Raw genomic sequence first — 26,129 nt, 5'->3', positions numbered from 1 at the left:
CAACCGTAACCGGGCGGCCGCCATGGACTCTGGCTTAAAAACACCGCTTCATCGGCATGGTTATTTTGCGTCGTTGTTTTTCTTCAGAATTGAAATGGTATTCTCTGCGGAGGATTTTACGTTGGGATACTTGGTGCTGGAGCCCAACCGTTGGAGAACCGGAATCGCAGGCGAAGCATCGGGACCGATCTTGATCAACGCATCGCAGAGAATCTCCTCGTCGTCACCGAATCCACCGTGATTCTCCATGTCCAGGTGGTAATCCAGTGATTTCGTGAACGGCGAAACAAGCCCTGACGTGTCAACAATTGAATCATGATGATTCAATTCCTCGGCCAAGCCTGAGATCGCCTCCCAGTCCTCAAAGCCACGGAGCAGACAAAGCGTGATTGATTCAATTTCGTAGATCCAGCGATCAAGTGTCTTCTTATCATCGTCAGAAATGAAGTTGCGACCGTGAAACATCGGTTCTCGCGGACCGCGGGTCCACAACCTCGCGCTGCGAGTGAGGTCCCATATCGTGTGTACGAGGTCACGATGGACTTCGGGCGTGTTCAAAAGCGGCGCCGCAAAGTACAACGCCTTGACGATCTCAGAGAAGTGAGCCGTGTCGATTTTCGAGTAAGGTCGAAGGCAATTAAGCAGAGTGTCCGTTTCATCGTCAAGTTCGCCATTGTGTTTGCGCAAGACACGAATGGCCTCATCGGTATCCATTGGGCTGATCTTCGTGGTAGCAAAATAGCGTCACGCGTCACGCGCGAAAGATTCTCAATTTCAAAACCGCACGACTCGCGTGCGCAGGTGCAATCAAATGTTCTCAGCTTTCGTAGAATCAGAGCGACGGACGCAGGCCAAGGATCAGTCGTTTAATTTCCGCAAACGTATCAACCGGCATCCAAACTCCAACGTCCCATGTGACATCGCCATGTCCCACCACTATGGCCATGACGTTGCCGTCGCAACGGGACCAGTGCGCGGCTGCGTTAAGACAAAGTCCGGCCGTGACAGCATGATCATCTGGCACAACTGGCAAATTCTCGCGATTGAGACGATCAATGTCATCACCGGATAACAGAACGTTGATTTCATAGTTGTCTCCTTGGATCTTCACACTGACAACGTTTTGGTTTCCAGCGAGTGTGAGTTCAGCGACTACGTCCGGACGTTTCACAAAGTTACAGCATTGGTTCGAAGTTCTAGGGACGAAGCGATCCCAGTCGGGGAACGTCTGACGTCACCGGGGACGGCGGTTTGATTTTCTGTTTGTAGAATCCCCATGTCGTCCTACTTCTTTTTGTGTCTCGCGGCGAAGTAATGAACACGCTCCATCATCTTGTCCCAACAGTCAGCCTTACCCTTGCGTTCGTAGAACATTGGGATATTCATGTGCCAATTTCCTTCGGCCACGTGAATGTCGAGCCCAGTACGTGTAGTCGGCGTATACCCAGCGTCACGAATTAGTCTCATAGCCTCCATGACAAAGTCACGTTGATCCGAGTTAAGACTGGCGAGTTGCAATCTTGCCGCGTCAGAATCATTTTCATTGAGACGCCTCTTTAGAGCATGCAAGCACTCGTTTGAATCCGGATGGAACTTGACAAAATGTTCCTCCACCTCAGAATTCGACAACATGCTAAGCGCAAGTTCAAACGCGAGTGAGTCCGCATCGCCATCCTTAGTCTTCTGGTCGAGGAGTTGATTCACGATTTGCAATCGTTGATCTGAGGAATTGTCCGAAAGGGAGAGCTCAATGGCGTCAAGGTAAAGTGGGGCGGCGGGCGTAACTGCGATTTGCGCAATCAATCCCTCAATGCATGTGGCGAGCACACGACATGGAAGGTCGTGGCATTGTTGGTAAACGTGTCCAACCAACGGGCCGGTCAACACAACACAAACGGGATCAGACTCCTCGTGATCGGCAACGAGAATGGGAAGCAAATCGAATGTTTCCAACCAGTCACGATACTCGTCGCGAATTTCAATTGCTTCATCCAGACGAAGGAAACGACATTGACGTTCGCGAAAAGTGCCTCCATTCGAAGATGTATAGAACGCTACGACGTCATTCGGCGGGTCAAACCCAGCGAGACTTGCTGCCGACGCGATCGCATCAGCCGAAAGCGATTCGTTGCGAGTGTAGTCGTCGATGTCAAGAAGTTGTTTCATTTGGCGCTAATTGAAGGCGTAACGGCGGATATCACGGGGCACGGAGAGTTGACTATCCATTGCAAAAAACGCCGCAAGCCCTGCTCCCGTGCACCCATGGTTACGTCATTCGTCTTCGAGTGTAGGTGTGCCTGAAGTTGCTGCTGTAAGTATGCCGATTTCTTTCATGTAACCGAAACCGGCTTGCGTCTGTACGTAACACGATCCATCCATCATGACGATTGTGGAAAGCGCGGGCATTGCACCAATCACGTCATGTGAGACCGGCTCTGCATCGAATTCGATGCGCCAACACCAAATCTGGTTTTTTGTGTCAAGCGGATGAAGCGTCAGCGACCTTAGCCCCCATTTCCAGTCTTTGTTGTCGCGGAGACGCTCCCTTCGGATTCGATCAGCGATCAAGAGAGCGCGCTTTGCGGAAAGTGGCGGATTAGCCGCGGCAGCATTCCAAGCGGGCATGGATTCAAGTGTTACTTGTTGAGTCGATTCAAGCTCAGCACCGATCCGTGACTCGTAGAGAACGGTATTTGATATGCCATGCGTGGCGCCTCGGTACGGGTGTTCAGCAAGGTAGCGACTCAGTACGTAGAATCCGATTCCGCACCACGTGACGATCAGGAGAACAGTTGCGATCGAAAATTGTTTCATAGTTGACGCAACGAAGTAATTATCGCTGGTTGTGGTGGCGATAAGCGGATCTTGGGGCTGTTATCGCCGTTTGGACCTTCGGCTCCCTCGGTGACACGTAGAGTGTTATCGCCGGTGCGAGGGAGTGTTATCGCCGGTTGTCGTTTGCTGAGTATGGGGGGACTCGATTCTTGGGTCAAGCAAAATTACAAACAATTCTTCTATCAGAGGCATTGACCTGTCATGCAGTCATGCAGTCATGCAGAAAATCAGCAAAGATCGTGCTGGGGCGATGCAGCGCGGCGGTAAAATCGATTCAGTACTCCGAAATGCCACACTGCTTTTAGTGGCCGTGGGTGTGGGCGATGACCTTTGCTGTGGGGCCACCGCAACCGGGACGCAATCTGCTCCACAGGATCGATTTGGCCAGCTTCTCTTTGCCGAACCGGGGGATTGCCGAAAGCACCGGAGCGAAAGTATCCCGGAGCCTCACGCGAGTTGACGTGGCAGTCCTCCAGGTGGAAATTCACAAGCACGTCAGTTCGCATGTTTTTTGCCATCGTTTTGCTATGCATTAACTGCGTGCGGGAACCGACATTTACACGATCCAAAAGTTGCTTAGTCACGCGGAGTGAAAGCTGGGAGAATTGAAAAAGTTAAATTGAAAATTGTAAAATTTAAAATGGATGAATCTGACGGCTGGACCCGAGTGGGGAAGAATTCATTGAACAGGAGGTAAGGGAGGTAACAGAGAAAAAGGCGACTTGTAACTCCGATGCCGCGGTTTGCTCCTGTTCAAATTGTCCGAGCAATCTGCGTTCAGGTCTGCAGGGTGGGCAACCACTGTGATTGAATGGGCTTGGCTGTGTGTGGTTGCCGGTCGTTTTGGGTCGGGATCTTTAGCAAGATCCACTACGGAGGGTGGGGCTAGACTGAGCGGACGCGGAATTGATGCTAGGTGGTGGAGATTGGAAAGGTGTTGTGGGGGCGGAAATTTGGCTTAGGTTGAGGGCGTTGAGACGGAGCAAGTATTCGCGTTGATTCGCGGGCCTGTTCTTTTTTTACGGCGCTGTGGTTGCGCGAGTGCAAGATAACGGGTCCGATCGCGGTAGACGTCGGTCTTTCCTGTCGCCCCTTCGGGGCTCTCATTCTTGGGTTGTTTTGTAACCCACGGCTCACGCCGTGGGCTTCGGCATGCCGTCTCTTTCGGGACTTGGGGATGATCGTTGAAACGCGTGCGTTGTTTGCTGTGCGTGCAGCAACGTTGAGGCCGGGGAGGAGAATTGAAAAAGTTAAATTGACAATTGTAAATTTTAAAATGGTTAGAGCTGACGGCTCGATGCGAGTGGGGGAAAAACATTGAACAGGAGGAAAGGGAGATAACAGAGAAAGAGGGGATTTGTGGCTCTGTTTCCTCTGTTTGCTTCTGTTCGAATTGTCCGCGCAATCTGCGTTCAGGTCTGCAGGGTGGGCATCTACAGTGATTCAATGAGCATGGCTGTGTGTGGTTGACGGTCCTCTTGGGGCGGGATCTTTAGCAAGATCCACTACGGGGAGTCGGGGTGAGTCGGGCAGGGTGCGAGTGAGCTGGAGACAAGCCCTCACCCGGACGAGGCCTTTAGGGCCCGTCCGACCTCTCCCGTGCTGCGCTCGGGAGAGGTGGCTAATGGAGAATACGTGACTTGTAACTCTGTTGCCTCCGTTTGCTCCTGTTCAAATTGTCCGAGCAATCTACGTTCAGGTTTGCGAGGTGGGCAACTGCTGTGATTGAATGAGCTCGGCTGTGTGTGGTTGGCGGTCGTTTTGGGGCGGGATCTTTAGCAAGATCCACTACGGGGAGTCGGGGTGAGTCGGGCAGGGTGCGAGTGAGCTGGAGACAAGCCCTCACCCGGACGAGGCCTTTAGGGCCCGTCCGACCTCTCCCGTGCTGCGCTCGGGAGAGGTGGCTGATGGAGAATACGTGACTTGTCACTCTGATGCCTCGGTTTGCTCCTGTTCAAATTGTCCGAGCAATCTGCGTTCAGGTTTGCAGGGTGGGCAACTACTGTGATTCAATGAGCTTGGCTGTGTGTGTTTGACCGTCGTCTTGGGGCGGGATCTTTAGCAAGATCCACTACGGGAGGGTGGGGCTAGACTGAGCGGACGCGGAATTGATGGGGGGGGGGGAGATTGGAAAGGTGTCGTGTGGCAGTATTTTGGCTTAGGCTGAGGCCGTTGAGACGGAGCAAGTATTCGCGTTGATTTGCGGGCCTGTGTTTTTTTACGGCGCTGCGTTTGCGCGAGTGCAAGATAACTGGTCCGATCGCGGTAGACGTCGGTCTTTCCTGTCGCCCCTTCAGGGCTCTCATTCTTGGGTTGTTTTGTAACCCACGGCTCACACCGTGGGCTTCAGCATGCCGTCTCTTTCGGGAATTGGGGATGATCGTTGAAACGCGTGCGTTGTTTGCTGTGCGTGCAGCGACGTTGAGGCCGGGGAGAAGAACTGAAGAAGTTAAATCGACAATGGCTATTTGGCAATTGTCGTTGGGAGTTTGATGACAGGCTGGGAGCCAATTCCACATTGACAGGCTGGAAGCCTGTCCCACGTTGACAGGCTGGAAGCCTATCCCACATTGATAGACTGAGAAGTCTATTCTGTACTTGGCTTGGGGGCGTCGGCGAGTTCGAGGGCTTCCACGACGGCGCAGCCGCAGGAGTCGCTCCAGACGTTGACCGAGGTGCGGCACATGTCCAATACGCGGTCGACCGCCAAGATGATGCCTTGCATCTCTAGCGGTAATCCGACGGCGTTCAATATGATCGCCATCATCACTAACCCGGCGTGCGGGATGCCCGCTGCACCGACACTGGCCAATAACGCCGTTAGCGCGACGACGATCTGCTCGCTCATTTCTAAATTGCGCTCAAAGTGTAACTGAGCAATGAATAACACCGCGACGGCTTCGTACAGCGCTGTGCCATCCATGTTGATTGTCGCTCCGAGCGGTAGCACAAACGATCCGGTGCGGTTGCTGATCCCGGCACGCTCTTCCACGCTCGACATCGTCAACGGCAAAGTCCCATTGCTGCTGGCACTGCTAAACGCGGTCAACAACGCTGGCGACATCGCTTTGAAAAATTCAACCGGACTTCGTTTGGCGATGAATTTTAAAATCAACGGCAACGTGATCAGCGAGTGGATCGCTAACGCGACTGCCACTGCGACGACGTACCACGCCAACGCCATGAACACACTGGTTCCCTGAGTCGCGGTGACCGCGGCGATCAAAAAGAAAACGCCGAGCGGCGCGAGTTTGATGATCGCCATCGTCATCGCCATCATCACGTCAAATCCGGCTTTGGCGGCGTCACCAATCCGCTCGGCCGTCTTGCCTCCGACCGAAATGGTGAACAACGCGAACGCGATCGTGAACGCGATCACCGACAAGAAATTCGAGTCGACGACGGCGGCAAACGGGTTCTTGGGGATCATCGCCTCGAGTTGCGCGAACAACACATTGATCAGCGATTCCGCCTCGTGCGCATCAGGATGGGCGCGAGCGACGACATTATCCTTCAGGCCGGGGCGAACAACGTTGACAACCAACAGCCCGGTGGTGATCGCCAACATGCTGGTGCAAATGTAATACGTCAGCGTGCGGCGAAACATTCGCCCGAGTCCTTGCGAAGACCCCAGCCCCAAGACTCCGGTCAACAGCGATGTGATAATCAGCGGGACGGCAACCATTTGCAACATTCGCAAAAACAGTCCCCCCAGCCGCTGCAGCCATCCGCCAACCTGTTTTGCGACGCTCATGCCATACGTTTCGTAGATCGCAACGGCGGCCGGGTCGACGGCAGCGAGCGTTTCGATCGAGCGAAATACGCCTGCTTGCGGGTCTACCGGATCGACGACCCGTTTGACTTGCTCGCCTTGGTCATTGACATACTGGATCACCGTCGAGCCCGAAGTGTCGTGAATCGTGGCGGAATCGATCCCGCGAGGCAGTTCGCTGGGCGTGCCCGGTTGGCGAACGACCGTGGTCGTGCGATTCGAGGCGGTGATGTTCAACGTCACACCCAGGATGGTGCCAAAAAACATCCCGATCAGGAGTTGCCAATGCAGAGCGAGCCGAAACATTCCAGGTTAATCCAATTCGTCAGTGGCGATGACATACGCGGTGGCATGGGTGCGGCAGGCACCTAGCGAAACATGAACTCTCTCGATCCCTCGTTGTTCGGCCCATTGGGACGCGGCACCGGAGAGCAACATGGTTGGTCCTTCGCCTACATGCACCACGATTTCGATGTCGGTCCAACGCACTCCTTGGTACCGACATCGCATCGCTTTCATCGCCGCCTCTTTCGCCGCCCAACGAGTGGCAAACAACTGAGTCGTGTTTGCCGTTTGAATACAATACTCGATTTCGTTGGCACTGTAGACACGTTCAAGAAATTGTTCCCCATGCGCTTCGATCATTTTGGCGATGCGAACACATTCAACAATTTCCGTTCCGAGTCCGAGGATTGCCATGAAGGGCCATGGGGTAAAAAGAAAAGAGGGGGAGAGAGGAGGAATCGCGGCTGCGAAACTATTTCGTCGTAAAGTCTAACACGCGAGCTTTATCGAGGACGGGCATCAGTATTTCGACAAACGCTTTGTGATCAGGATGCGGCAAGTACGCTTCGCGTCCCGCTTCGTCCGCGAACGTGACCATGAAGCAGTGGGTGAAGCCATCGTCGTGTTTTTCGGGACTGTTATTGGTGCCCCATTCAAAATCGGTGATCGAATCGATCTTGTTTGGCAGCTCTGCAAACGCTTGCTCGATTTTCGCGATGTCTTCTTGGGATGCGTCGTCCTTGAATTTGAAGAACACGGCGTGTTTCAGTTCGGTTTCATCGCCATCGTTGCGGTCGGCATCCGCATCTTCGTCGGCGACGCCCCAATAATCGATCACGAACACGTCTTTCATGTGCGGACGCAGCGTGTCGCCAAATTCTTTGTGAGCCGGGTGGGGCAGGTATTCCGCTCGGCCTGCTTCGTCGGCAAACGACAATAGGAAACAATGGGTGAATCCATCGTCGAGTCCTTCGGGGCTGTTGTTCACACCCCAATCGAAATCGACGATTGAATCAATTTTTGACTGCAACTGCTCGAACGCTTTGGCGACCGCATCGATCTGTTCGGGCGAAGAGGATTCTTTGAACGAGAAAAAGACGGCATGTCGCAGCACGCGTGATTCCTTAGTTGATTCGGATGCATCGGTTGATTCGGATGTGTCCGCAGAGGACGAAGTGGTTGGGTCGGTGGTCGTCGTGGCGGCTTCGTCAGCGGTGCAGCCCGCTACGACCGCGAGACAAGAAACGGTTAGCACGGCCAGTGATAGAAAATGGTTGGATTTTGACATGGGGGCTCAAAGCGGGAGTGAAGCACTGCGGCTCCGAAACGCAGGACTGGCGAGGCGGGGCGACCAAGACGTTCTGCGTTTCGGAGTTGCAGCACGTCTAATGACAATCGTAACGCTTCGCAGTGGCCGCTTCCATCCTTGACGAATCGGGGCTCAGGAATCAGAAAATGGGCTCACCTTTCAACCTCGTTCCCTTTTCTGTACCTCCATTTGATCGAGACGCGTTCCGATGAGTCAAAGCACCAGCCAAAACAAACCCACTGCGTTTGCGGATCGTCTTGCCCAGGCGGTGCGGCGAACGGGATCGGTCACCTGTGTCGGCCTGGATCCTCGCTTGGAGCAATTGCCGACCTCGATCCGGCAAATCGCCGAAAGTGGGGCTGCGGATGCAAAAGCCGCGGCGTACACGCAGTTTTGCTGTGACATCATCGACGTCGTCAAAGACAAAGTCGCCTGCGTCAAACCGCAAGCCGCCTTCTTTGAACAGCTCGGACCAGCCGGCATGGTCTCGCTCGGCCAAGTCATCGGGTATGCGTCGGATGCCGGGTTATTGGTGATCACCGATGGCAAGCGGAACGACATCGGCAGCACCGCGACCGCCTACGCTCAGGCCTATTTGGGGGCGGGAGACGCCAGCCCGTGGGGCAGCGACTCGTTGACGGTCAGCCCCTATTTGGGCCGCGATTCACTCGAACCGTTCGTCGAGGTCTGTGACGAGCGGGCTGCGGGCGTGTTTGTGCTGGTCAAAACATCTAACCCAGGCGGGGGGCTGCTGCAGGACCGCGTGACGGACGGGCAAACCATCTACGCTCGTGTGGCCGAATTGGTCCAGGAATTGAACCAGGGGCGTACGGGTGAGAGCGGCTATGGCCCGATCGGAGCGGTGGTGGGGGCGACTTATCCCGAGCAATTGGCCGAAATGCGGGCAGCGATGCCGACCAGTTGGATCTTGATTCCGGGCTTTGGCGCCCAGGGCGGGACGGCAAAAGACGTGATTGCGGGATTTGACGACGCCGGAATGGGGGCGATCGTCAACAACTCGCGAAACTTGATTTTTGCCCATCGTCGCGACGAATATTCGCAAAAATACGGTGAATCTCGTTGGCAGGATGCCGTTTCTGCGGCCACCGACGAAATGAATGCCGTCCTGGCCACGCGAATTTCCTAGCAGGACTTTCGGAAATAAACGCGATTCGGTAAGCTTCGCGGTTCGATCAGGACCCTAAAGGAAGTGTTCGATCGAACCGTTGTTTACCAAACCACCCTACCTATTACTTGCGGATCACAAATGGGTACCAAGATCAAGACCCACAAGGGCACCAAAAAGCGATTTCGCTTGTCAGCAACTGGCAAGGCAATGCATCGCTCCTCCGGCACGAGCCACCTGGCAAAAGGCCTGACCAAAAAGCGTCGTCGTAACCTGCGTGGCACCACCTCGCTGGATAGCGTGATGGAACCGACCATTCACGCAGCTCTAAACGGCTACAGCAACTAAGTACGAAAGCATTTATCGCTTTCGCATTTCAAACCTTCTATTTATTTTTTCACACAACCCCAAAGTCGAACCGTATCCATCTGGCTAGGCGAAACACCCGCAGCATCGAACTGACGGGGGCCTGAAGTCAGAAAGGCGACGAAAAGCTCGAACAACCCCTATCGCAACGACGATATCCTCGAGCATTCGATCCAACCATTAGGAAGTAAAAGCAATGCGTACCACCAAAGGTTCAGCACGTCGGCAATCTAAAAAGCGTCTGTTTAAACGAGCCAAAGGTTTCCGCGGCGGACGCGGTAAACTGACACGAAGCGTCAAGGAGACATTGCTTCGGGCTGGTGTGTATGCGTTCCGCGATCGTCGCGTCCGCAAGCGTGACTTTCGCCGCCTATGGATCGTTCGTATCAACGCTGCGGTTCGTCAGCACGGGATTCGCTACAGCCAATTCATCTACGGTCTGAACAAGGCCGGTATCCAATTGGATCGTAAGATGCTTTCGGAAATGGCGATCCACGACAAGGCTGGCTTCAAAGAGGTCTGCGACAAGGTCAAAGAAGTTCTCGCGGCCTAAGCCTCGGGTGTCTTTCCCTGTTTAGGGGTAAACCAATACGACCCAGAGTCGCGTTTAACGCACTCTGGGTTTATTTTTTGCTGGGTTTATTTTTGGGTAGCTCGCTGCTAACCAATGGTCCTCGTTTTCTCGCTCCTTCCCCACCCTCATTTGACTTAGTGTCCTGGCATCATGTCCCTCGATAAATTCATCAGCACGCTCGACCAACTCGAAAAAGACGCTCTCGATTCGTTCGAGAACGCTGCCGATGCTGACGCCGTGGAAGAAACCCGTGTGCGTTTTCTAGGTGCGAAAAAAGGGGCACTCAAAGACGTTCAAAAGATGATGGGTGGCATCGATCCAAGCGATCGCAAGGCTGCGGGGATGCGACTCAACGCATTCAAGGCAAAGTTGCAAGAATCGTTCGAGGCATCGCAATCGCGTTTGGGCGGCGGCGAAGCGTCGGGGATCGATCCGACATTCGATGCGACGCTGCCAGGAATCCGGCCCAACGTTGGGCACATTCACCCGATCACGCAAACCATCAATCATTTGATGGAGATCATGGGGCGAATGGGATTCGAGGCGGCCGAAGGGCCTGAGGTCGAAGATCCGTGGCACAATTTCGTCGCGCTGAACATTCCCGAAGATCATCCAGCACGTGACCCGCTGGACAATTTTTATCTGGCGACCGCGTCGGCTACTCAAGCCGGTAGCGAAGGATCGCAGTTGCTGCGAAGCCAAACCAGCACGGTGCAGATCCGCGTCATGGAGCAACATGAACCGCCGATCCGCGTGATCTCGCTGGGCCGTGTGTATCGACCTGATGCACCTGACGCGACGCATTATCCGATGTTCCATCAAATGGAAGGCTTGTACGTTGACAAGCACGTCACGATGGCGAATTTGAAGACGGTTCTTCGTGTGTTTGCGACCAACTATCTTGGCGGCGACGTTCAGATCCGCTTCCGGCCTTCGTTCTTTCCGTTCACCGAGCCGAGTGTGGAAGTCGATTTCCTGTGGAATGATACCTGGATCGAATTTGGCGGTGCGGGGATGGTCGATCCCGCGGTCTTTGAAGCGGTCGGTTACGACCCAGAAAAGGTCAGCGGATTCGCGTTCGGGTTGGGCGTCGAGCGGCTGTGCATGCGTCGACACGGGATCACCGACATCCGCGACCTGTACAGCGGCGACCTGCGATTTTTACGGCAGTTCTAGCAAGCAATCGAATTTGAGCTGCTGACGATACGACCAACCTATCGGATCTTGCCAAAGATCCTTTCCACGACCATCGTAGTGGATCTTGCTAAAGATCCCTTCCCGGCTAGGCCAAGCAATATCGCGAGCAGCTGCAAGATTCGTTGGAGTCGGCAGCGTTTGCTCGAATAAACGGCCGTAGCTACGTTCGCCAGAACGTGGTCCACCGTCTGGCGACGGCAGCTACATCAAAAGTGAAAAAGCTCTAGTAGCAAGCGAATAGGCCGGAGTCCGAGACATGACCTGCCGTTGGCGTGAGCCAACGGTTTAGGGGCGACCTGTTGTTTTAGTCGTACGATGGACTTCCTAGTCCGTCGAATACACCATTGACGGACTAGGAAGTCCATCATACCCCCTTGCCGCAGGAAACTTCACTAAATCAACAAGCCGTTCGCGAGTTTCGCTACACTTGCACTCGCTCGCGATCACGGACGCCTAGCAGGTATAGCACGGCGTCGAGTCCGAGATTGGAAACCGCGTGGCCGGCCTCTTGGCGGACGATCGGTTTGGCATGAAACGCGATGCCCAACCCGGCTCGGTTCAACATCGGCAAATCGTTCGCTCCGTCACCGACTGCGATGATTTGGCGACGGTTGATTCCTTCGCTCGAGGCGATCTGCTCGAGTAGCTCAGCTTTGCGTTGTCCGTTGACGATCGGATCGAGCACCTTGCCAGTCAGTTTACCGTCGATGATCTCGAGTTCGTTGGCGTGCACGTAGTTGAAGCCGAGTCGATCGCGAAGCATGTTGCCGAAGTAGCTAAATCCGCCCGACAGGATCGCGGTGCGGTAGCCGAGTTCGTGTAGATTTAGCAGCAAGGCTTCGGCGCCTTCGGTCAATTTCAATCGCTCGGCAACTTTCTGTAGCGACGATTCGGGAAGCCCTTTCAGCGTCGCGACACGGCGACGCAGCGACGTGTCAAAGTCCAGCTCGCCGCGCATCGCACTTTCGGTGATCGCAGCCACTTCGTCGCCACAGCCGGCTTCTTTGGCCAATTCGTCGATCACTTCGGCTTGGATCAGCGTTGAATCCATGTCGAACGCGACCAGCCGTCGCGATCTGCGGTAGGCGTCATCTTTTTGCCAAGCGATGTCGATTGCCAATTCGCGGCTGAGGTCCATGTAGAGGGCCTGCATCCGCGGTTTGTCGTGAGGCTCGCCGCGAAGCCAGAATTCGACACAGGCGCGGCGAAGCGTCTCGGGGTTTTCCAGTCGCTGAGGCCGACCGGACAGCCGGTGAATCACATCGATGTTGAGCCCTTCGTCCATGATGATCTTGGTCACCGCCGCGATATGCGACGCTTCGATGGATCGAGCCAACAGCGTCAGGATGTACCGCGGTTTGCCTTGGCGGTCGACCCAGTTGTCGTATTCGGTGTCTCCGATGCCGCGAATTTTGACGCGAAGTTCAAGCGATTCCGCCATCGCATTGATGGGCCGCTCGACTTCGACTCCTTCCTCGACGCGGATCATCATCCCCAACAACAGCGATTGGTGGATGACCGCTTGATTGATATCCAGCACCTCGGCGCCGAGCTGGGCCAGTGTGCGGGTCAATTCGGCCGTCAATCCGACGCGGTCTTCGCCGGTGAATCGCAGTAAAAAGATGTTGCCCATTGTTGGCTCTCCAATCGGCCATTTTTCGTTTGAGCGGTTCGCCGGGCGCTGCCCGAAAAGAAAGGGGGCCCGAAAAGAAAGACGAAAGCATAGACCGATCCGGCACCTCGATGAAGGGTAGGCACGGCGAGCGAAGCTGGGGAATCAGAGCACGCGGGGGTTCAGAATCGGGGCTCGGAATGTGGCGTGGCGGTGAATGCGGGAAGCCGCCTTCGTGAAATCGGCAGCAATGTTCGCGCGTGGCAGGGTGACACTGAATTTGCCCGTCGCTTTCTGTAAAACACCACACTTTCTCTAGAACCGATTGCCCCACCCCGAGCTGGCTACCGCCATCTCTGACCTTCGCAAAGGGGGGAACGCTGTGAAGCGATTTTTCTTATAAGGTTTGTGTGTTTTCAACGTAGCGGAAGTCGTCAAGACTTTCGATCCACGGCGAGTGTCCCCCGAAACTCTTGACGGCTTGTTGATTTAATGATGTTTCCTGCGGCAAGGGGTGCATGATGGACTTTCTATTCCATCAATGGCGCATTCGACGGACTAGGAAGTCCATCGTACGAATAATACAACAAGCCGCCCGCGAGTTCCGCTACGGAATGCTTCACAGCGTTACCCAAAGGGGAGCTGAACTCGCTCAACCGCGAGCTTCGCTCTGCTCGAAGCTGCGCGGCCTCGTCGCATTGGGGGGATAATCCTCACGCAGGGTCCTGCTAATGAGGATCGTGGCGGGGGCTGCGGCAAAATAACGGCGGGAATCCCGAGAAAGTCGGTAGCCAATTCGGCGATTCTTGGGTTTAATTCAGCTGTCGCTGCGAAAAATCGTGCTTGCTTAGCTTCCCCCCCGCCCATTTGTTTGTGCACTCCATGCAACTTCCTGTCGTTTCGGATACTCCTTCTCCTTTGCAAAACCGTCCAACGGGCGACGATTCGAGCAAGCGCGGCCGCTATGCGGTCATCAGCCTCGGCTGTCCCAAGAACCTGGTCGATACCGAGCAGATGCTCGGCCGGCTGGACGAAGATGGTTACGCGATGGTCGATTCGGTCGACAATGCGGACTTTGTCGTCGTCAATACGTGCGGCTTTATCGATTCGGCTCGCGACGAGTCGCTTGGGGCGATCGACGAGATGCTGGCGCTGAAGCGACAGGGGAAAATTCGCAACGTCGTCGTCACCGGATGTTTGGCCGAACGTCAGCAAGGAAAATTGCTCGAGGCGCGACCTGAGATCGATGCGATGATCGGCGTCTTTGGCCGTAACGAGATCGTCTCGGTGATCGATCGTTTGCAGTCGGGAATCGAAGAGCAGCAGAAAGTTTTCCGGCCTGCTCCGATCAAACCGCTTAGCGATGCGGTGCGAAGTGCGGTCACGCCGCGGCACTTTGCTTACTTGAAAATCAGCGAAGGCTGCGACCGGCTGTGTACGTTTTGTGCGATCCCGAAGATGCGGGGCAAACACTACAGCAAGCCGATGGAACAAGTCATCGACGAGGCTAAACGACTCGGCGACAGCGGTGTCAAGGAAATTGTCGTCGTGGCTCAAGACACAACCTATTACGGCAAAGATCTTTACGGCACTCCGCGTTTGACGGAATTGTTGACCGAGTTGGACAAGATCGATTCGGTCGAGTGGATCCGGCTGATGTATTTCTATCCGATGTACATTGACGACGCGTTGATCGATACGTTGGCAGGTGCCAAGCGAGTGCTGCCGTACATCGACATGCCGCTGCAACACGCCAGCGACACGATGCTGAAACGCATGGCACGCAAGACGACTCGTTCGTTGCAAGAAGAAATTCTTGGCAAGTTGCGTTCGCGAATCGACAATCTCGTGATGCGAACGACGATGATTGCGGGATTCCCCGGCGAAACCGACGAGGACTTTGCTGAGCTGATCGATTTCACCGAGCAGCAGCGTTTCGAACACCTTGGCGTGTTCACCTATTCAGTCGAAGAAGACACGCCAGCGGCCAAGTTGCCCAACCGGGTGCCCAAAGAAGTGGCCGAGCGTCGGCAAGGCGAGTTGATGGCGGTCCAGCAACAGATTGCATTTGAATGGGTGCAAAGCCGAATTGGCACAATTGACGACGTCATCATCGATTCGCCGCTGCCGGAACAGGAAGGCGTGTGGATTGGCCGAACACGCAGTGAGGCACCGGATATTGACGGCATCGTTTACGTATCTCCGTCGGACGACAACGAGTCGATCCAAGTCGGTGATATCAAGAAATGCGAGATCGTCGCATCGGACGGTTACGATTTGATCGCTGCATCACTCGGCGAGTAGTCTTCGGATGTTTTTCGGGGTGCCGCGCAGCGAATTTCCTGCGATGGGCTCTGAGATGATAGACCGCCACTAAGTGGTTTCCAACTTTGCCGGCTTAAGTTCAGGTCGTGCCGAGTTAGAAAACAGGGCCACTTCGCATTTGGGCGTGATCTGTTAGTCTTGGGACTTGTAACGGCACGATCAATGAGCACTAATTTGGCAATGACTTCAGCGACATCCACGTCGATCTACAATGTCCCCAACGCGTTGACGTCTGCGCGGTTCCTGCTGGCGATTGCCGTGGTGGTGTTGATCCCCATGGGCTATTTCGCCTCGGCAATGATCGTGTTTCTGATCGCCGCGTCGACCGATTGGATGGATGGCTATTGGGCGCGGAAATACGGGCAGGTCACCAAGCTTGGTCGTATTTTTGATCCGTTCGTGGACAAGATCATCATCTGTGGATCCTTCATCGCGTTGGTCGAACAAGCGGGGTCGGGGATCGCATCGTGGATGGCCACGGTGGTGGTCGGCCGCGAGTTGCTGGTGACCAGTTTGCGAGGGATCATCGAAGGGGGCGGTGGCGATTTTTCAGCGAGCTGGCTGGGCAAATGGAAGATGGTGTTGCAGTGTGCGGCGATCGTCGCATCCCTGTTGTGCTTGATGAGCACGCCGGTGGCCGCGTGGTTGTCGATCACGGCGACAATCCTGATTTGGTCTTCGATCGCATTGACCGTCTATTCAGGTTACGACTACACGATGGCGGCGGCACGCGTCATGCGTGGTGAGCAGGACGCCTCGTAGCACAGGACCCCACGGTATGCAATTTGTCGACGCGGTGTTCGCCAGCACGCTTCTGATGGTCGTGGTTGGATGTGTCGTCTTGTGGGGCAAAACGCTGTACCGGGTGCTGCGGTCCGAGCGACCTTGGACCGATACCATCTTGCCAGCGGAAGTTCGTGATCGACCGTTTTGGACCGTCGCCGATGCGATGTTGATGTTCGGGTTGAGCCTGGTGCTCACGTTGTTGACGGCCAAGTTGTTTGTCGCGATGGGCCAAATTCGTCCTACGCCCGAAGGAGCGGCTCCGAGTTCTGATCTGTTGTTGGCCGGATTGGCGGCCCAGTCCGTTGGCGGTTTGATCGCTTTCACCGGCACACTTGGGTTTTTGCGGCTGATCCGTTCCGACGCAGCCGAGCGACTTGGGTTGATTTGGAAATCCCGCGACGTCGTGGTCGGGCTGAAGGCGTCGTTGATGCTGATTCCTCCGACGTTACTGATTGCCCACTTTGCATCATTGCTTGTCGAGTACAAACATCCGGTGCTCGACGTGATGAAACAGCAACCGACGCCGGTGTTTTTCATCGTGTTGTTCGTGGGGACCGCGCTTGTGGCCCCGTGGGTCGAAGAATTTTTGTTCCGCGTGCTGTTGCAAGGCGGATTGCAGGCGTTTGCTGACCGGCCAGTGGAGAGTGACGTCCAAGAAGACCCGCTCAAAGAAGACGCGGTAGAGCTTTGGCGACCCAAGAGTGTGTGGCCGGTGTTCGTGACCAGTTTGATTTTCGCATTGATGCATGGCAACCAAGGTGCCGCGGCGATTCCGTTGTTCTTTTTCTCAGCCGGCCTTGGGTTTCTGTATCGTCAAACCGGACGCATCACACCTTCGTTGATCGTACACATTGTGTTAAACGGGTTCACAATGAGCGTCGAAATGTTGCGGTTGTGGTTCACGCAAACGCCCGGCTAAAACATCGTCGTTGATCGCTCTGCGATCTTACGTGGTTTCTAGTGGCCAGGGGCTCATGCTTGTCGGCGAGCGCAATTCACTGGTAACTACCTTCTTCGTCGTAGCTACCTTCGCCAGAAGGTGGTGAATCGTATTGGCACGCGGCCATCCCACGCTCTGGCGAGCGTCGCTACAAAACGGGTGGCTCTTATAGCGGTGCAGCGCGAGCCGCCCGGTAAAAGTCGCCCGGTAAAAGTCGAACGTTTAACTCGCTGCGATCAGACGGTTCGCGGCGCCAACGCTAATGATCACGGCGTTTGCGCGAGAGCCCCGCAACGAGGAGACGACACGACGCTACCACTCCGATGCGATCACTTCGTGGCCGTTGCGGGTCGATAGATCGAGATAGGTGTTGTAGTTCATGCTGTAGGTGGCAAAACGAACGCTGCCATCGGCGAACGTCAAATGACATCCGCCCTCGTGATAGCTCCAGTAGTGTTGCAGGTGCAGGTAGTATTCGTTGCGGTTGTGGTTGCCGAGCATCAACCCCATCTTTGCGGAAATGTAGTGTTCACATTCATTCCCACCACAAATGGGCCAGCCCCATCCTAGATCATCGGGCATCGTTCGCTCACCAAACAGGATCGTGGTGCTCGACCCATCCAGGATGTCGCGAAACCGCTTTTGGCTTTCGTTATAGAACATGCCGTTGCCGTCGCTGAAACCGGCACCGCTTGGGATGCCGCCGCATGCTTGGTAGGTATTGTTGATGTCGTCATCCAAGCTGCCGGCGTTGCCGAGATAGTTGATTGGGTTCAACACGCCACAGTCGCCCGAAAACGGCAGGGGGCCGAGCGGACCACTTAACAAGGATCGCCCCGAACTCGGATCGCTTGGGCACATCAGCATCGCGATCGGTTGTGACGATGGATCGTTGCCGCCGCGGGCCTGCAAATCTTTGATATGGTCGCCGCAGTGAGCTTGGGTGAAATCGATCGATTCGAAACTCGCCGATTGCTCCATGAACGGTAAGACCTGTGAAACCATTCCCCACGAGTAACCGTTGGGGCCTGAGACAATGCTGCCGGACGGAAACGTGTTGAACGCAGAATGGTAATTGTGCAGCGACAGTGCGAACTGTTTTGAATTATTCGAGCAGCTCATGCGTCGCGCCGCCGCTCGCGCGGCTTGCACCGCAGGCAATAGCAGACCAACCAACACTCCAATGATTGCGATCACGACCAGCAGTTCGACCAGGGTGAATGCGTTGCGGCGTGATGGGAAAGCGGTCATGACAGATTGGTAGATAAAATTCGGTCGGCGAAGCATGGTGCCGTGTGTTTGGCGACGCCACAGGTGAGTGCGGATGATGTGTTTTCGTTTTAGTGAGTTTTCGATGATGAGTGATGAATCGTGATGTGATTTTGTCGCGATCGAGTTCGTTGTTCGCCGCTACTTTTCTTATTCGTGCGTGGTCAGAGCAAAATTTTTGACGCTAGGGTCGTCGGTCGGAACGACAAATTCGAGTTCCCAGCGTCGTTTTTCGCTCGCCGAAGCATCGGCTGCGCGTTTACGGCGAAGCGAGGGTGACTTGTTAACGGATCGCTTTTTAGGATCGACCGCTTCGGCCGATTCCGACGACGGCGGATCATCGGATCCGGCGGTGTCGCTCGCCGTGCTCGCTACTGCCGGAGCTTTATCAAAACTAATCACAACCAGGTGTGCTCCAGCAAAAGGCCCATTGGAGTGGGTGAACTGATATTCCGCGTCGACTATCAGAGACGTTGCAGCGGGCCCCGAAGTTCCTCGAGCGGGCAGAAAGCTGATCGATCCTGACGGTGCAGGTTTGCCATCCACGGTGATCTGCCCCCGGATTGCCTTGCGTGGCGGCGGTTCACTCGAGCCACAACCAGTCGTCAAAATGACGGCAATGGTAAAAAGGGCAAGCGGCGTCTTTTGCGGGTCAGGAAGAAACACAGCGAGTCTCGCAACCGGGCATCGAAACATGGAGGGGAACCAGCGATCAAAGAATTGCGTCGCTGCATTGTACACCCACACGCCGCAACGATCGTCGATCGATACGGAGGCGATTTGGGAAAAGGGGCCGATGCCGAACCAGGCGGACGCTACAAGTCCTTTAATCGGCGCACCGCTTCACGGGCGCGTTTGAGGAACTCGGTTTTCGGTTCACCCGCTTCGAGAAAGATTGGCGGGCCGATCGTAATGCAGCTGAGCAGCGGAACCGGCAGGAACTCACCCCGCGGCAAAATTCGGTTGACGTTGTCGATATAGACGGGCACGAGCTCCAGGTCGGGCCGTTTTTTGCCCATGTAGTACAGGCCACTTTTAAAAGTGCCCATCTCATCGTCGCTCGAGGATCGGCCGCCTTCGGGGAACACGATCAGCGAATAGACGTCACCCATTTGGCGAAGCATCGAATCGATCGGGCTCTGATGCACCTTGATCTCTTTGCGATCGATCAGCATCGCATTGAACGCTTTGGCCATATGCGGTTTGACCCATCCAGTGGACCAGTAATCTTTGGCGGCCACGGGGCGGGTAACCGCTCGGATTTCGCGCGGCAACGCGGACCATAACACGACCGCGTCGAGATGGCTGGTGTGGTTAGCGAAATAAATGCGTTGGCAGGTATCCGGTTGGCAGTCGATCCACCGCACGGTGAAACCGCTGAACATCTTCGCTAACAGAACGATAACATGACTTGTGATTGCCATGGCAAGAAGTTTACTGGGCCGACCCGAAAACGCCCAGCGGTCAAGCGGCAATCGCCTGTGATGCCGAATTGACCACTTTTGGGGGGTGGGTTATGATAGGTTAGTGCGTTTGTTCCTCAGCGGATGGAGTAGGAAGGCTCCTTGTTGCGAATGACTAAGAGAGACTCGGTATCCTTAGACGTTTGCATCCTATTGCTTGGCGTTGGGTTTTCAACGATTGAGTTGCTGGACGTCTATCCATTCGGATTTTACGCCCCGATCGTGTTGACGGTGGCGATTGCATCGAGACGATCGAAGCTGGTGTTTTGGGCCGCCATGTCGATCGCGCTGCTGGCGATTGGATCCTCGTTGGTGATGCGAGGTTTCGACCCGCGGTTATCCGGCCCTTCGTATTTGGCACTTGGCTGCGTGGTCGTGTTGGGGTTGTTTCGCAGCTGGGATTCAGCTCTGCCAGCGGAGAGGCAAGACAGCGGGAATGGGCCGCGGGATCCAAAGCATGCGGATCGTCCCTACCGAAACGTGGCGGTCAAAATCGGGTCGTCCAAGGTGGATTATGAACGCTCGGTGGCTGCACCATCGAGTAATGGTGACAAGGCTGCCGCGTCGACGCCGACCCCGGCTTCTGCACCGCATGCTGCCGAAGACCCCTCGTTGACCAAGGTGATCTCTAAGTCGCTGTTGGAACGTATCGTGCTCGAGCGACTACGTTGCAGCGAACGATTTTCGCGTTCGCAGTTGGCGTTGGTTGAAAAGGAAATCGCGGATGCGATGGCCCAGGAATCGCAAATGGATTGGTCGATCAACGGGCTGCCTCGAGGAGCGGCTATCGGCGAATACATCATTGATGGGTTGTTAAGCGAAGGCGGCGCGGGGCAGGTCTATCGAGCGACGCCTGTCGCCGGAGGTGACTTTGTCGCGGTCAAAGTCCTTCGCGACATTCACCTCAGCGAGCGTTTTCGTCGCGAGATGGAATTGGTCGGCAAACTTGCTCATCCCAATATCGTGGTCGCGTACGAAGTCGGCGAGCATGATGGGATGTTGTACATCGTGATGGAACAACTCTCTGGGCCTGATTTAAGCGTTTTCGTGCGTTTAAACGGACCGCTTCGATGGCAGGACTCGGTCGACGTGATTTTGCAAGCGGCTCGGGCGTTAGAACACGCCCATCAACGAGGACTCGTGCATCGCGACGTGAAACCAGGGAATTTGGTGCGTGACGGTGACCAGCGAATCAAGGTAACCGACCTAGGGCTGGCGGTATTGACGGCGGATCGCGACCTAAAGAAGGCTCAAGATTTCCGCACCGGGATCGACATGGTCGCGGGAACGCTCGATTTTATGGCCCCCGAACAGGCACGGTCGCTGTCGTCGGCCACACCGCTGTCGGATATCTATAGTCTCGGTGCAACGTGGTTCTATTTGTTGACCGGACGATCGCGAGTGCTGGGAGAATCCGCGAACGAGAAATTGACAAGTTTATTGGTCGACAAATCGTTCGACCCGTTGCCGACCGAGGATCTGCCTGATTCGTTGCCGGCGATTTTTGACCGGGTTGTCGCTTATCGCCCCGAAGATCGGTATCAATCGATGTCCGACGTGATTGCGGCGCTCGAATTGCTGCGGCCGTCCGATGCTACCGCGTTGGCGAACCACGCCGTCCAAGTTTTGGTGGTTGAGGACAATCAAGACGATTTATTTTTGACGGTGGAAATGCTGCGTCGAATGAACAAGTCGATTGTTGTGCATAAGGCATTCACGCTCGAGCACGCCATCCGCGAGCGACAGTTGCACGAATCATTGGATTTGGTGCTGTTGGATCTACAGCTGCCCGATAGCAGCGGGGTCGAAACGGTTCGGCAATTCCGAGCTGCGGCGCCGGACGTTCCGATTGTCGTTTTGACGGGGCAAGAAGATGTGCAGGTGGGACGCGAATGCATCGAAGCCGGTGCGGATAATTTTGCTTCGAAAAATGATCTGAATGCCGCATTTCTTGAGCGGTTGATCTTTATCACGCTCAGCCGCTGTGATCGACACGAAGCGTGATGTCGTGACATTCCCCCCGGCCAGCTGTCACGTGGCATCTGAATTGTCGTGGCCGGCTCGATCCGCTATCGTTGCGATTAGAACCGCGACCGGACCGTCGTAGAGAGCGCAGTGGGAATCGCCGAAGCGGCAATGTGCCGAACGCAACGGAGTTGTTTGATGAGGCGTTAGGTCGAGGCCATCGATTTTGGGTAGTGCTCACGCCGCTTCAGAAATCGCATTGTTGGTGGCGGTGTCCGCGACGATCGAGTGTTTCGCAAAGTGTTAATTAGGAAATTGCCATGTTTGGAAAATGGGTTGAAATTGAATTCGATTGTTTGCCGCTTCGCACCGTCGCAAGGATCGATGCGCCCTTGGATGCGTCGCCGGTCTACGAGCAATTCGTATTGCGAGTCAAGGACGCGCTGCAGCGACACGGATCCCACAACACGTATTACTTGCATCGTGGGGTCTGTCGTTACCATCTGACCAACGATCCGCTGATTGGGATGCTCGAGTTTTCCTTTGAAGGCACGGTGATGACCGGCGAGCAAGACATGAAAACGAAGGCACTGGAGATCAGCACCGAGCTAAAACGCGAAACCTGTGAATGGTTAACCGAACCGATGGTCACCAGTTTCGCTGAAAGTGTGCAACAGGCATTGATGGTCGAATTTGATCGTTACATCGCAGCGGGCGACCTCAAGAAGACCGAAGAGCGGATCAAAGCGATCCAAGAACAAAATGAATCCGATGGCGGATTCATTGGGATGTATTTGTAGATATCGGGTTTGCTGAACACGGTTTTTAAATCGCGGGGATGTCAAATCAATCACGGTTGACCCACTCCGTCCGTAGTGGATTTTGATGATCGGGTGATCCGCCACGCGTAATCAAGCGTCCGGTTCGCAAAAATCACAACCCGACGCGTCTGTTTTGAAGTTGCGCGTTTGTATTTAGGGGCAAAGCCCCGGACGTTTACCTAGCTCAGTCCAACGGGCTGGGACCAAGAAAACCAATGAATTGTAGGGCCAACGGTCCAGACGTTTACCGGGACTTAATGAGGGCGGTAAGCAAATGGCCGGGCCTTTGGCCCGAAGAGCGTCTAAACACGCAACTTCTAAACGAGTCAGCGAGCGAAATCTTTATCTTGATTGGGTCCCTTGCTGACGCGTCGGGTTGTGATTTGCCGGGAAAAACGACCCTAGCGCCGATTTTAGAAATCACGCGTTAGGTTGTGATGGTGCTCGCGATGCGGCCACTTGAATCATGACGCGGCGACGTGCGAGACGGCGGCATAACCGATCACGTCGTTGTGTTTTCGGCAGTAATCGAGAATCGGAGTGTAGACCGATTTGTCGTCGCTGCGGCCGGCAATCTCTAGTAGTAGCGGCACGATACGCTGCGACGGGACTGCGTCGGGAACCAAGCTGACGGCGGCCTCGATCGCTTCGCCGTGGCGTCCCAGTCGATCCAGCAGTTCCACGTACGTTTCGATCGCAGCGGTGCCGTGTTGAGTCGGGTCGACGCTTTTGGCTTTTCGCTCAAACACCTTCAATCCCGCTTCGACGTTCTCGCCGAGCAGGACCTGGTAATAGGCCGAGTAGGCGGGGTAAAAATCGACAAACGGTTCTTCGCCGGGGTATTGGAATTGGTGATCCAAACGGCGGCCATACTGAGCCAATTCCCATGCCTTACGCAATTGACTCGGTTCAGTCAGCACCGCGGCGATACGAACGGTTGATGCCAAATGGGTCGTGTCCAGATGATAGCCGCCTTCGTTTAAAATCCACTTTCGTTTTTCGATCATCTCGAAAAGTGATTCGGACTCATCTGCGGGGGCTTCGCGTCGTGCGATGTCGCCGCGTACCAAGACGACCAATTCGTGATACAGATGATTTAGCAAACAGGCGGCTGCGGCGCGGCGGTCGGCCTTGCTCCGCTGTTGCAGTGCTTGTTCGAATAGCGTGATGCTGTTGCAGGTGCCTTGATGATCAATCACCGCCTGATAGCCTCGTGCGATGTCCACTCCCTCGTGCAGCAGCACTTGGATCATGGCGTCGTAGTTGTCGTCGGTCACCGGAATCTTCGCGGTCAATTTGCGAGCCAATTCCATGTCGCCGGTAGGACGCAAGTACATCCATCCCTCGGCAATTCGACCATCTTCGATCAACATCACGCCAGCTTCGCGGCACGCGTCGAGCAGTCCCGATTCCAATTGTCGCTCGACCGCTTCGGGGTTCGACTTTTCCGTCTCGCTGCTCAGAACCGGCAACCCCAATCGGTGGCGAACTTGCATCTTCAGCGCTTCGAACAACTCCATCGGCTGCCGCTTTTCGCGAAAGTAGGCAACCATTTGCTCAATCATTTCGCCGGGGTTAGAGCGTTGTTCGTCGAGACGGCTAAAGATTTCAGGGGAGGTCATAAGGCTTGGTCAGGCGGTACGAATTAGCGGGGTACGATTGTGATCAGGCAGGATTGGGGGACATGACGCACAAGTCCCACGTTTCGTGCCGCATCTTAACGGATTCCGCGGTGCGACGGCAGGGATTGAATCCCGCAGCGTGAAACGTTCGCACGGGATGGCCAAGTTGTGCTGACATGGTTTCGAAACGAGCAGGGATCGTGCCGGTTGGTGGTTTCTCAAGTCATTGCTTGGTAACGACTTACGCCGCTGTCGTCGCCGCGGCACGATCCAGCTAGCCACGGCAAGCGGGATGCTGCATATTAAACCGACATTTGTTCAACGTTTGCGGGATTAACACACAAGGCGAATCTGATGATACGAACTCATAGCGACGACGACCGTCCGCTACCGGCCGATGTGATTGCCGAATTGCGGGAAGCCAAACAGACGCTTGAGCATCACGGACTTGCCGATCGCTTGACCGAATTGGTGGGAACCCCGATCACCGCATCGATGAAAATGTTGCCCAGCGTCGCAGAGGACACGATCCACGCAGCGATCGACAAATCGCTTGCCGCGGCGTTGGATGTCGCGTTGCGAACGCTTGGTCATGACACCAAGGATGGCAAACCGAAGCTGCTAACGCACAAATTGTTAGCGGGAATCTCCGGGGCTGCCGGTGGCGCGTTTGGGATGGCCACCGTAGCGATTGAATTGCCGGTTTCGACGGTCTTGATTTTGCGGAGCATCGCGGACATCGCACGAAGCCAGGGTGAAGATTTGACCGACGTGCGTACGCGGTTGGCATGCTTGGAGGTGTTCGCCATCGACGGCGGCGAATCGGATGTCGACGATAAAACCGAGGTAGGCTACTTTGCCGTTCGCGCGGCGATGTCAAAACAGGTGGCCGACGCGTCGAAGTACGTGCTGAAGTTTGGTGTCGCGGACACCGCCGCTCCGCCGCTCGTGAAATTGATGGGGATGATTGCCAAACGGTTTGGCGTCGTGGTCAGTGAAAAAATTGCCGCCCAAGCGATCCCGGTGATCGGTGCGGTCGGCGGTGCGTTGATCAACAGTTATTTCATCGACCATTACCAAGACCTCGCACGTGCTCATTTCACGATCCGTCGACTCGAGCGTGAGTACGGCGAAGCCGAGATCCGCGCGGCGTACGCGCGTTTGTAACTGGATCAATGTGCCCGTTAAATCAACGCGTTCTTCAAGTTAACGCGTCGTTGAAATCAACGTGCCCGTCGAATTTATGAGCCCTTCAACGTCAAAGTGCTCGGTTACTCGTCGACGGGGTCGCCGACATCGACCTTGGACCAATCGACTGGTCGATGTTCGATTTCGGAAAGGACCGCACGAGCCTTTTTCAAATCTTCGTGCCGGACCAGGACATCGACATGGCCCGGAGTCTCGGTGCGAAAGCCCGCGGTGAAGCCGCCGGTCGCGGTCGCTTTGATGTTCTGAGATTCCAGCGCCGCAATGATCACCGCTGCTTCGACGTCATCCGCAACGCTGGTCAGAACTTCAGGATTTTCGTGATCAGTCATCGAAGCCAATCCAAAGAGAAGAGAGTTGATGTGCCGGTGTGGATGCCGTGTGGCGTGTCAGCCCTGAGACGTGAGTTTGGCAAGGCCACATGTTTATTGTATCAGCCCCCGATTACCGCTGCCAAACCTCGGCGATTCCCTTTTGCAAATGCACGCCGGCCAACTTCACTGGCGGACTACACAAGAAGACCGGGCGTCATTGTCAAGCCAAGGTCATCGCCGCGTGGCTAGTTTAACACGACGACCTAAATCCCGATGATCGGCCATACACAACCTTCCAGAAACGGCCGATGAAACAGCAGAGGCAGCGGAAGCAACACCCAG

General features: G+C 55.1%; 23 protein-coding genes. 10 read left to right on the top strand and 13 right to left on the bottom strand.

Translation table 11 applies throughout. The annotated features are described in order from the left end of the window. Positions 1-60: 60 nt before the first annotated feature. From ABEA92_RS04525 to ABEA92_RS04495, 7 genes are all read right to left on the bottom strand, one after another. Positions 61-714 carry a hypothetical protein gene (locus ABEA92_RS04525; protein ID WP_345682613.1) on the bottom strand — a complete coding sequence of 218 codons (654 nt, stop codon included), beginning with the start codon at positions 712-714 and terminating at the stop codon, positions 61-63. Between the two features lie 118 nt (positions 715-832). Beyond that, on the bottom strand, positions 833-1,171 hold the full coding sequence (locus ABEA92_RS04520; RefSeq protein ID WP_345682612.1) for a hypothetical protein: 339 nt from the start codon (positions 1,169-1,171) through the stop codon (positions 833-835). A 113-nt stretch (positions 1,172-1,284) separates the two neighbouring features. Continuing rightward, positions 1,285-2,166 (bottom strand): hypothetical protein, encoded by an 882-nt coding sequence (locus ABEA92_RS04515; protein ID WP_345682611.1) that lies wholly within the window; start codon positions 2,164-2,166, stop codon positions 1,285-1,287. A 105-nt stretch (positions 2,167-2,271) separates the two neighbouring features. After that, positions 2,272-2,814: a hypothetical protein gene (locus tag ABEA92_RS04510; RefSeq protein ID WP_345682610.1), complete on the bottom strand. Its 543-nt coding sequence runs from the start codon at positions 2,812-2,814 to the stop codon at positions 2,272-2,274. Between the two features lie 2,608 nt (positions 2,815-5,422). Continuing rightward, a complete protein-coding gene (locus tag ABEA92_RS04505) occupies positions 5,423-6,913 on the bottom strand; it encodes a dicarboxylate/amino acid:cation symporter (protein WP_345682609.1) in 1,491 nt (496 codons plus the stop codon). 6 nt (positions 6,914-6,919) lie between these two features. Beyond that, positions 6,920-7,306, bottom strand: a complete 387-nt coding sequence (gene acpS / locus ABEA92_RS04500; RefSeq protein WP_008689740.1) for a holo-ACP synthase — start codon at positions 7,304-7,306, stop codon at positions 6,920-6,922. A gap of 58 nt (positions 7,307-7,364) precedes the next feature. Continuing rightward, complete coding sequence (locus tag ABEA92_RS04495; RefSeq protein ID WP_345682608.1) at positions 7,365-8,180, bottom strand: Dabb family protein; 816 nt, start codon at positions 8,178-8,180, stop codon at positions 7,365-7,367. A 229-nt stretch (positions 8,181-8,409) separates the two neighbouring features. Here ABEA92_RS04495 and pyrF point away from each other — a divergent pair, with 229 nt between their 5' ends. From pyrF to pheS, 4 genes are all read left to right on the top strand, one after another. Continuing rightward, entirely contained in the window at positions 8,410-9,348 is a 939-nt protein-coding gene (gene pyrF / locus ABEA92_RS04490; RefSeq protein ID WP_345682607.1) for an orotidine-5'-phosphate decarboxylase, read from the top strand. A gap of 120 nt (positions 9,349-9,468) precedes the next feature. Continuing rightward, complete coding sequence (gene rpmI / locus ABEA92_RS04485; protein WP_339946387.1) at positions 9,469-9,675, top strand: 50S ribosomal protein L35; 207 nt, start codon at positions 9,469-9,471, stop codon at positions 9,673-9,675. A gap of 214 nt (positions 9,676-9,889) precedes the next feature. Next, complete coding sequence (gene rplT, locus ABEA92_RS04480) at positions 9,890-10,246, top strand: 50S ribosomal protein L20 (protein ID WP_008704621.1); 357 nt, start codon at positions 9,890-9,892, stop codon at positions 10,244-10,246. Between the two features lie 171 nt (positions 10,247-10,417). Then, entirely contained in the window at positions 10,418-11,443 is a 1,026-nt protein-coding gene (gene pheS / locus ABEA92_RS04475; RefSeq protein WP_345682606.1) for a phenylalanine--tRNA ligase subunit alpha, read from the top strand. 442 nt (positions 11,444-11,885) lie between these two features. Here pheS and serB read toward each other — a convergent pair whose 3' ends face one another. Next, on the bottom strand, positions 11,886-13,097 hold the full coding sequence (serB, locus tag ABEA92_RS04470; RefSeq protein ID WP_345682605.1) for a phosphoserine phosphatase SerB: 1,212 nt from the start codon (positions 13,095-13,097) through the stop codon (positions 11,886-11,888). An 861-nt stretch (positions 13,098-13,958) separates the two neighbouring features. On the opposite strand from serB, the gene rimO reads away from it, so the two are divergent. The 3 genes from rimO to ABEA92_RS04455 all read left to right on the top strand — a co-directional run bounded on the left by rimO (position 13,959) and on the right by ABEA92_RS04455 (position 17,106). Then, positions 13,959-15,380, top strand: a complete 1,422-nt coding sequence (rimO, locus tag ABEA92_RS04465) for a 30S ribosomal protein S12 methylthiotransferase RimO (RefSeq protein ID WP_345682604.1) — start codon at positions 13,959-13,961, stop codon at positions 15,378-15,380. A gap of 201 nt (positions 15,381-15,581) precedes the next feature. Next, on the top strand, positions 15,582-16,163 hold the full coding sequence (gene pgsA, locus ABEA92_RS04460; RefSeq protein ID WP_345682603.1) for a CDP-diacylglycerol--glycerol-3-phosphate 3-phosphatidyltransferase: 582 nt from the start codon (positions 15,582-15,584) through the stop codon (positions 16,161-16,163). A 16-nt stretch (positions 16,164-16,179) separates the two neighbouring features. Then, positions 16,180-17,106, top strand: coding sequence for a CPBP family intramembrane glutamic endopeptidase (locus ABEA92_RS04455; RefSeq protein ID WP_345682602.1), 927 nt, complete (start codon positions 16,180-16,182; stop codon positions 17,104-17,106). Between the two features lie 333 nt (positions 17,107-17,439). On the opposite strand, the gene ABEA92_RS04450 is transcribed toward ABEA92_RS04455, so the two are convergent. The 3 genes from ABEA92_RS04450 to ABEA92_RS04440 all read right to left on the bottom strand — a co-directional run bounded on the left by ABEA92_RS04450 (position 17,440) and on the right by ABEA92_RS04440 (position 19,820). Then, positions 17,440-18,378 (bottom strand): DUF1559 family PulG-like putative transporter, encoded by a 939-nt coding sequence (locus ABEA92_RS04450; RefSeq protein WP_345682601.1) that lies wholly within the window; start codon positions 18,376-18,378, stop codon positions 17,440-17,442. 168 nt (positions 18,379-18,546) lie between these two features. Next, a complete protein-coding gene (locus tag ABEA92_RS04445; RefSeq protein ID WP_345682600.1) occupies positions 18,547-19,062 on the bottom strand; it encodes a hypothetical protein in 516 nt (171 codons plus the stop codon). A gap of 149 nt (positions 19,063-19,211) precedes the next feature. After that, positions 19,212-19,820: a lysophospholipid acyltransferase family protein gene (locus tag ABEA92_RS04440; protein ID WP_345682599.1), complete on the bottom strand. Its 609-nt coding sequence runs from the start codon at positions 19,818-19,820 to the stop codon at positions 19,212-19,214. 150 nt (positions 19,821-19,970) lie between these two features. Between ABEA92_RS04440 and ABEA92_RS04435 the strand changes: the two genes are divergently transcribed. Both ABEA92_RS04435 and ABEA92_RS04430 read left to right on the top strand, forming a co-directional pair. Beyond that, positions 19,971-21,863, top strand: coding sequence for a protein kinase domain-containing protein (locus tag ABEA92_RS04435; protein WP_345682598.1), 1,893 nt, complete (start codon positions 19,971-19,973; stop codon positions 21,861-21,863). A 281-nt stretch (positions 21,864-22,144) separates the two neighbouring features. Next, a complete protein-coding gene (locus tag ABEA92_RS04430; RefSeq protein WP_345682597.1) occupies positions 22,145-22,624 on the top strand; it encodes a hypothetical protein in 480 nt (159 codons plus the stop codon). 485 nt (positions 22,625-23,109) lie between these two features. On the opposite strand, the gene ABEA92_RS04425 is transcribed toward ABEA92_RS04430, so the two are convergent. Then, a complete protein-coding gene (locus ABEA92_RS04425; protein ID WP_345682596.1) occupies positions 23,110-24,267 on the bottom strand; it encodes a hypothetical protein in 1,158 nt (385 codons plus the stop codon). A gap of 354 nt (positions 24,268-24,621) precedes the next feature. On the opposite strand from ABEA92_RS04425, the gene ABEA92_RS04420 reads away from it, so the two are divergent. Continuing rightward, positions 24,622-25,434 (top strand): EcsC family protein, encoded by an 813-nt coding sequence (locus ABEA92_RS04420; protein ID WP_345682595.1) that lies wholly within the window; start codon positions 24,622-24,624, stop codon positions 25,432-25,434. 104 nt (positions 25,435-25,538) lie between these two features. On the opposite strand, the gene ABEA92_RS04415 is transcribed toward ABEA92_RS04420, so the two are convergent. Continuing rightward, on the bottom strand, positions 25,539-25,805 hold the full coding sequence (locus ABEA92_RS04415; protein WP_345682594.1) for a putative signal transducing protein: 267 nt from the start codon (positions 25,803-25,805) through the stop codon (positions 25,539-25,541). Between the last annotated feature and the right edge of the window lie 324 nt (positions 25,806-26,129).

It is taken from the genome of Novipirellula caenicola (assembly GCF_039545035.1).
GTDB lineage: Bacteria > Planctomycetota > Planctomycetia > Pirellulales > Pirellulaceae > Novipirellula > Novipirellula caenicola.
Note: the sequence above shows the minus strand (reverse complement) of the source record. Positions and strands in the feature narration are given on the sequence as shown.

What these genes read in the sequence shown, in the direction of transcription:
- pyrF (WP_345682607.1), top strand. Translation starts at nt 8,410, where the DNA reads ATGAGTCAAAGCACCAGCCAAAACAAACCCACTGCGTTTGCGGATCGT.
- ABEA92_RS04515 (WP_345682611.1), bottom strand. Translation starts at nt 2,166, where the DNA reads ATGAAACAACTTCTTGACATCGACGACTACACTCGCAACGAATCGCTT.
- serB (WP_345682605.1), bottom strand. Translation starts at nt 13,097, where the DNA reads ATGGGCAACATCTTTTTACTGCGATTCACCGGCGAAGACCGCGTCGGA.
- ABEA92_RS04455 (WP_345682602.1), top strand. Translation starts at nt 16,180, where the DNA reads ATGCAATTTGTCGACGCGGTGTTCGCCAGCACGCTTCTGATGGTCGTG.
- pgsA (WP_345682603.1), top strand. Translation starts at nt 15,582, where the DNA reads ATGACTTCAGCGACATCCACGTCGATCTACAATGTCCCCAACGCGTTG.
- pheS (WP_345682606.1), top strand. Translation starts at nt 10,418, where the DNA reads ATGTCCCTCGATAAATTCATCAGCACGCTCGACCAACTCGAAAAAGAC.
- ABEA92_RS04415 (WP_345682594.1), bottom strand. Translation starts at nt 25,805, where the DNA reads ATGACTGATCACGAAAATCCTGAAGTTCTGACCAGCGTTGCGGATGAC.
- ABEA92_RS04420 (WP_345682595.1), top strand. Translation starts at nt 24,622, where the DNA reads ATGATACGAACTCATAGCGACGACGACCGTCCGCTACCGGCCGATGTG.
- ABEA92_RS04510 (WP_345682610.1), bottom strand. Translation starts at nt 2,814, where the DNA reads ATGAAACAATTTTCGATCGCAACTGTTCTCCTGATCGTCACGTGGTGC.
- rplT (WP_008704621.1), top strand. Translation starts at nt 9,890, where the DNA reads ATGCGTACCACCAAAGGTTCAGCACGTCGGCAATCTAAAAAGCGTCTG.
- ABEA92_RS04425 (WP_345682596.1), bottom strand. Translation starts at nt 24,267, where the DNA reads ATGACCTCCCCTGAAATCTTTAGCCGTCTCGACGAACAACGCTCTAAC.
- rpmI (WP_339946387.1), top strand. Translation starts at nt 9,469, where the DNA reads ATGGGTACCAAGATCAAGACCCACAAGGGCACCAAAAAGCGATTTCGC.
- ABEA92_RS04495 (WP_345682608.1), bottom strand. Translation starts at nt 8,180, where the DNA reads ATGTCAAAATCCAACCATTTTCTATCACTGGCCGTGCTAACCGTTTCT.
- ABEA92_RS04525 (WP_345682613.1), bottom strand. Translation starts at nt 714, where the DNA reads ATGGATACCGATGAGGCCATTCGTGTCTTGCGCAAACACAATGGCGAA.
- ABEA92_RS04430 (WP_345682597.1), top strand. Translation starts at nt 22,145, where the DNA reads ATGTTTGGAAAATGGGTTGAAATTGAATTCGATTGTTTGCCGCTTCGC.
- ABEA92_RS04505 (WP_345682609.1), bottom strand. Translation starts at nt 6,913, where the DNA reads ATGTTTCGGCTCGCTCTGCATTGGCAACTCCTGATCGGGATGTTTTTT.
- acpS (WP_008689740.1), bottom strand. Translation starts at nt 7,306, where the DNA reads ATGGCAATCCTCGGACTCGGAACGGAAATTGTTGAATGTGTTCGCATC.
- rimO (WP_345682604.1), top strand. Translation starts at nt 13,959, where the DNA reads ATGCAACTTCCTGTCGTTTCGGATACTCCTTCTCCTTTGCAAAACCGT.
- ABEA92_RS04440 (WP_345682599.1), bottom strand. Translation starts at nt 19,820, where the DNA reads ATGGCAATCACAAGTCATGTTATCGTTCTGTTAGCGAAGATGTTCAGC.
- ABEA92_RS04450 (WP_345682601.1), bottom strand. Translation starts at nt 18,378, where the DNA reads ATGACCGCTTTCCCATCACGCCGCAACGCATTCACCCTGGTCGAACTG.
- ABEA92_RS04435 (WP_345682598.1), top strand. Translation starts at nt 19,971, where the DNA reads ATGACTAAGAGAGACTCGGTATCCTTAGACGTTTGCATCCTATTGCTT.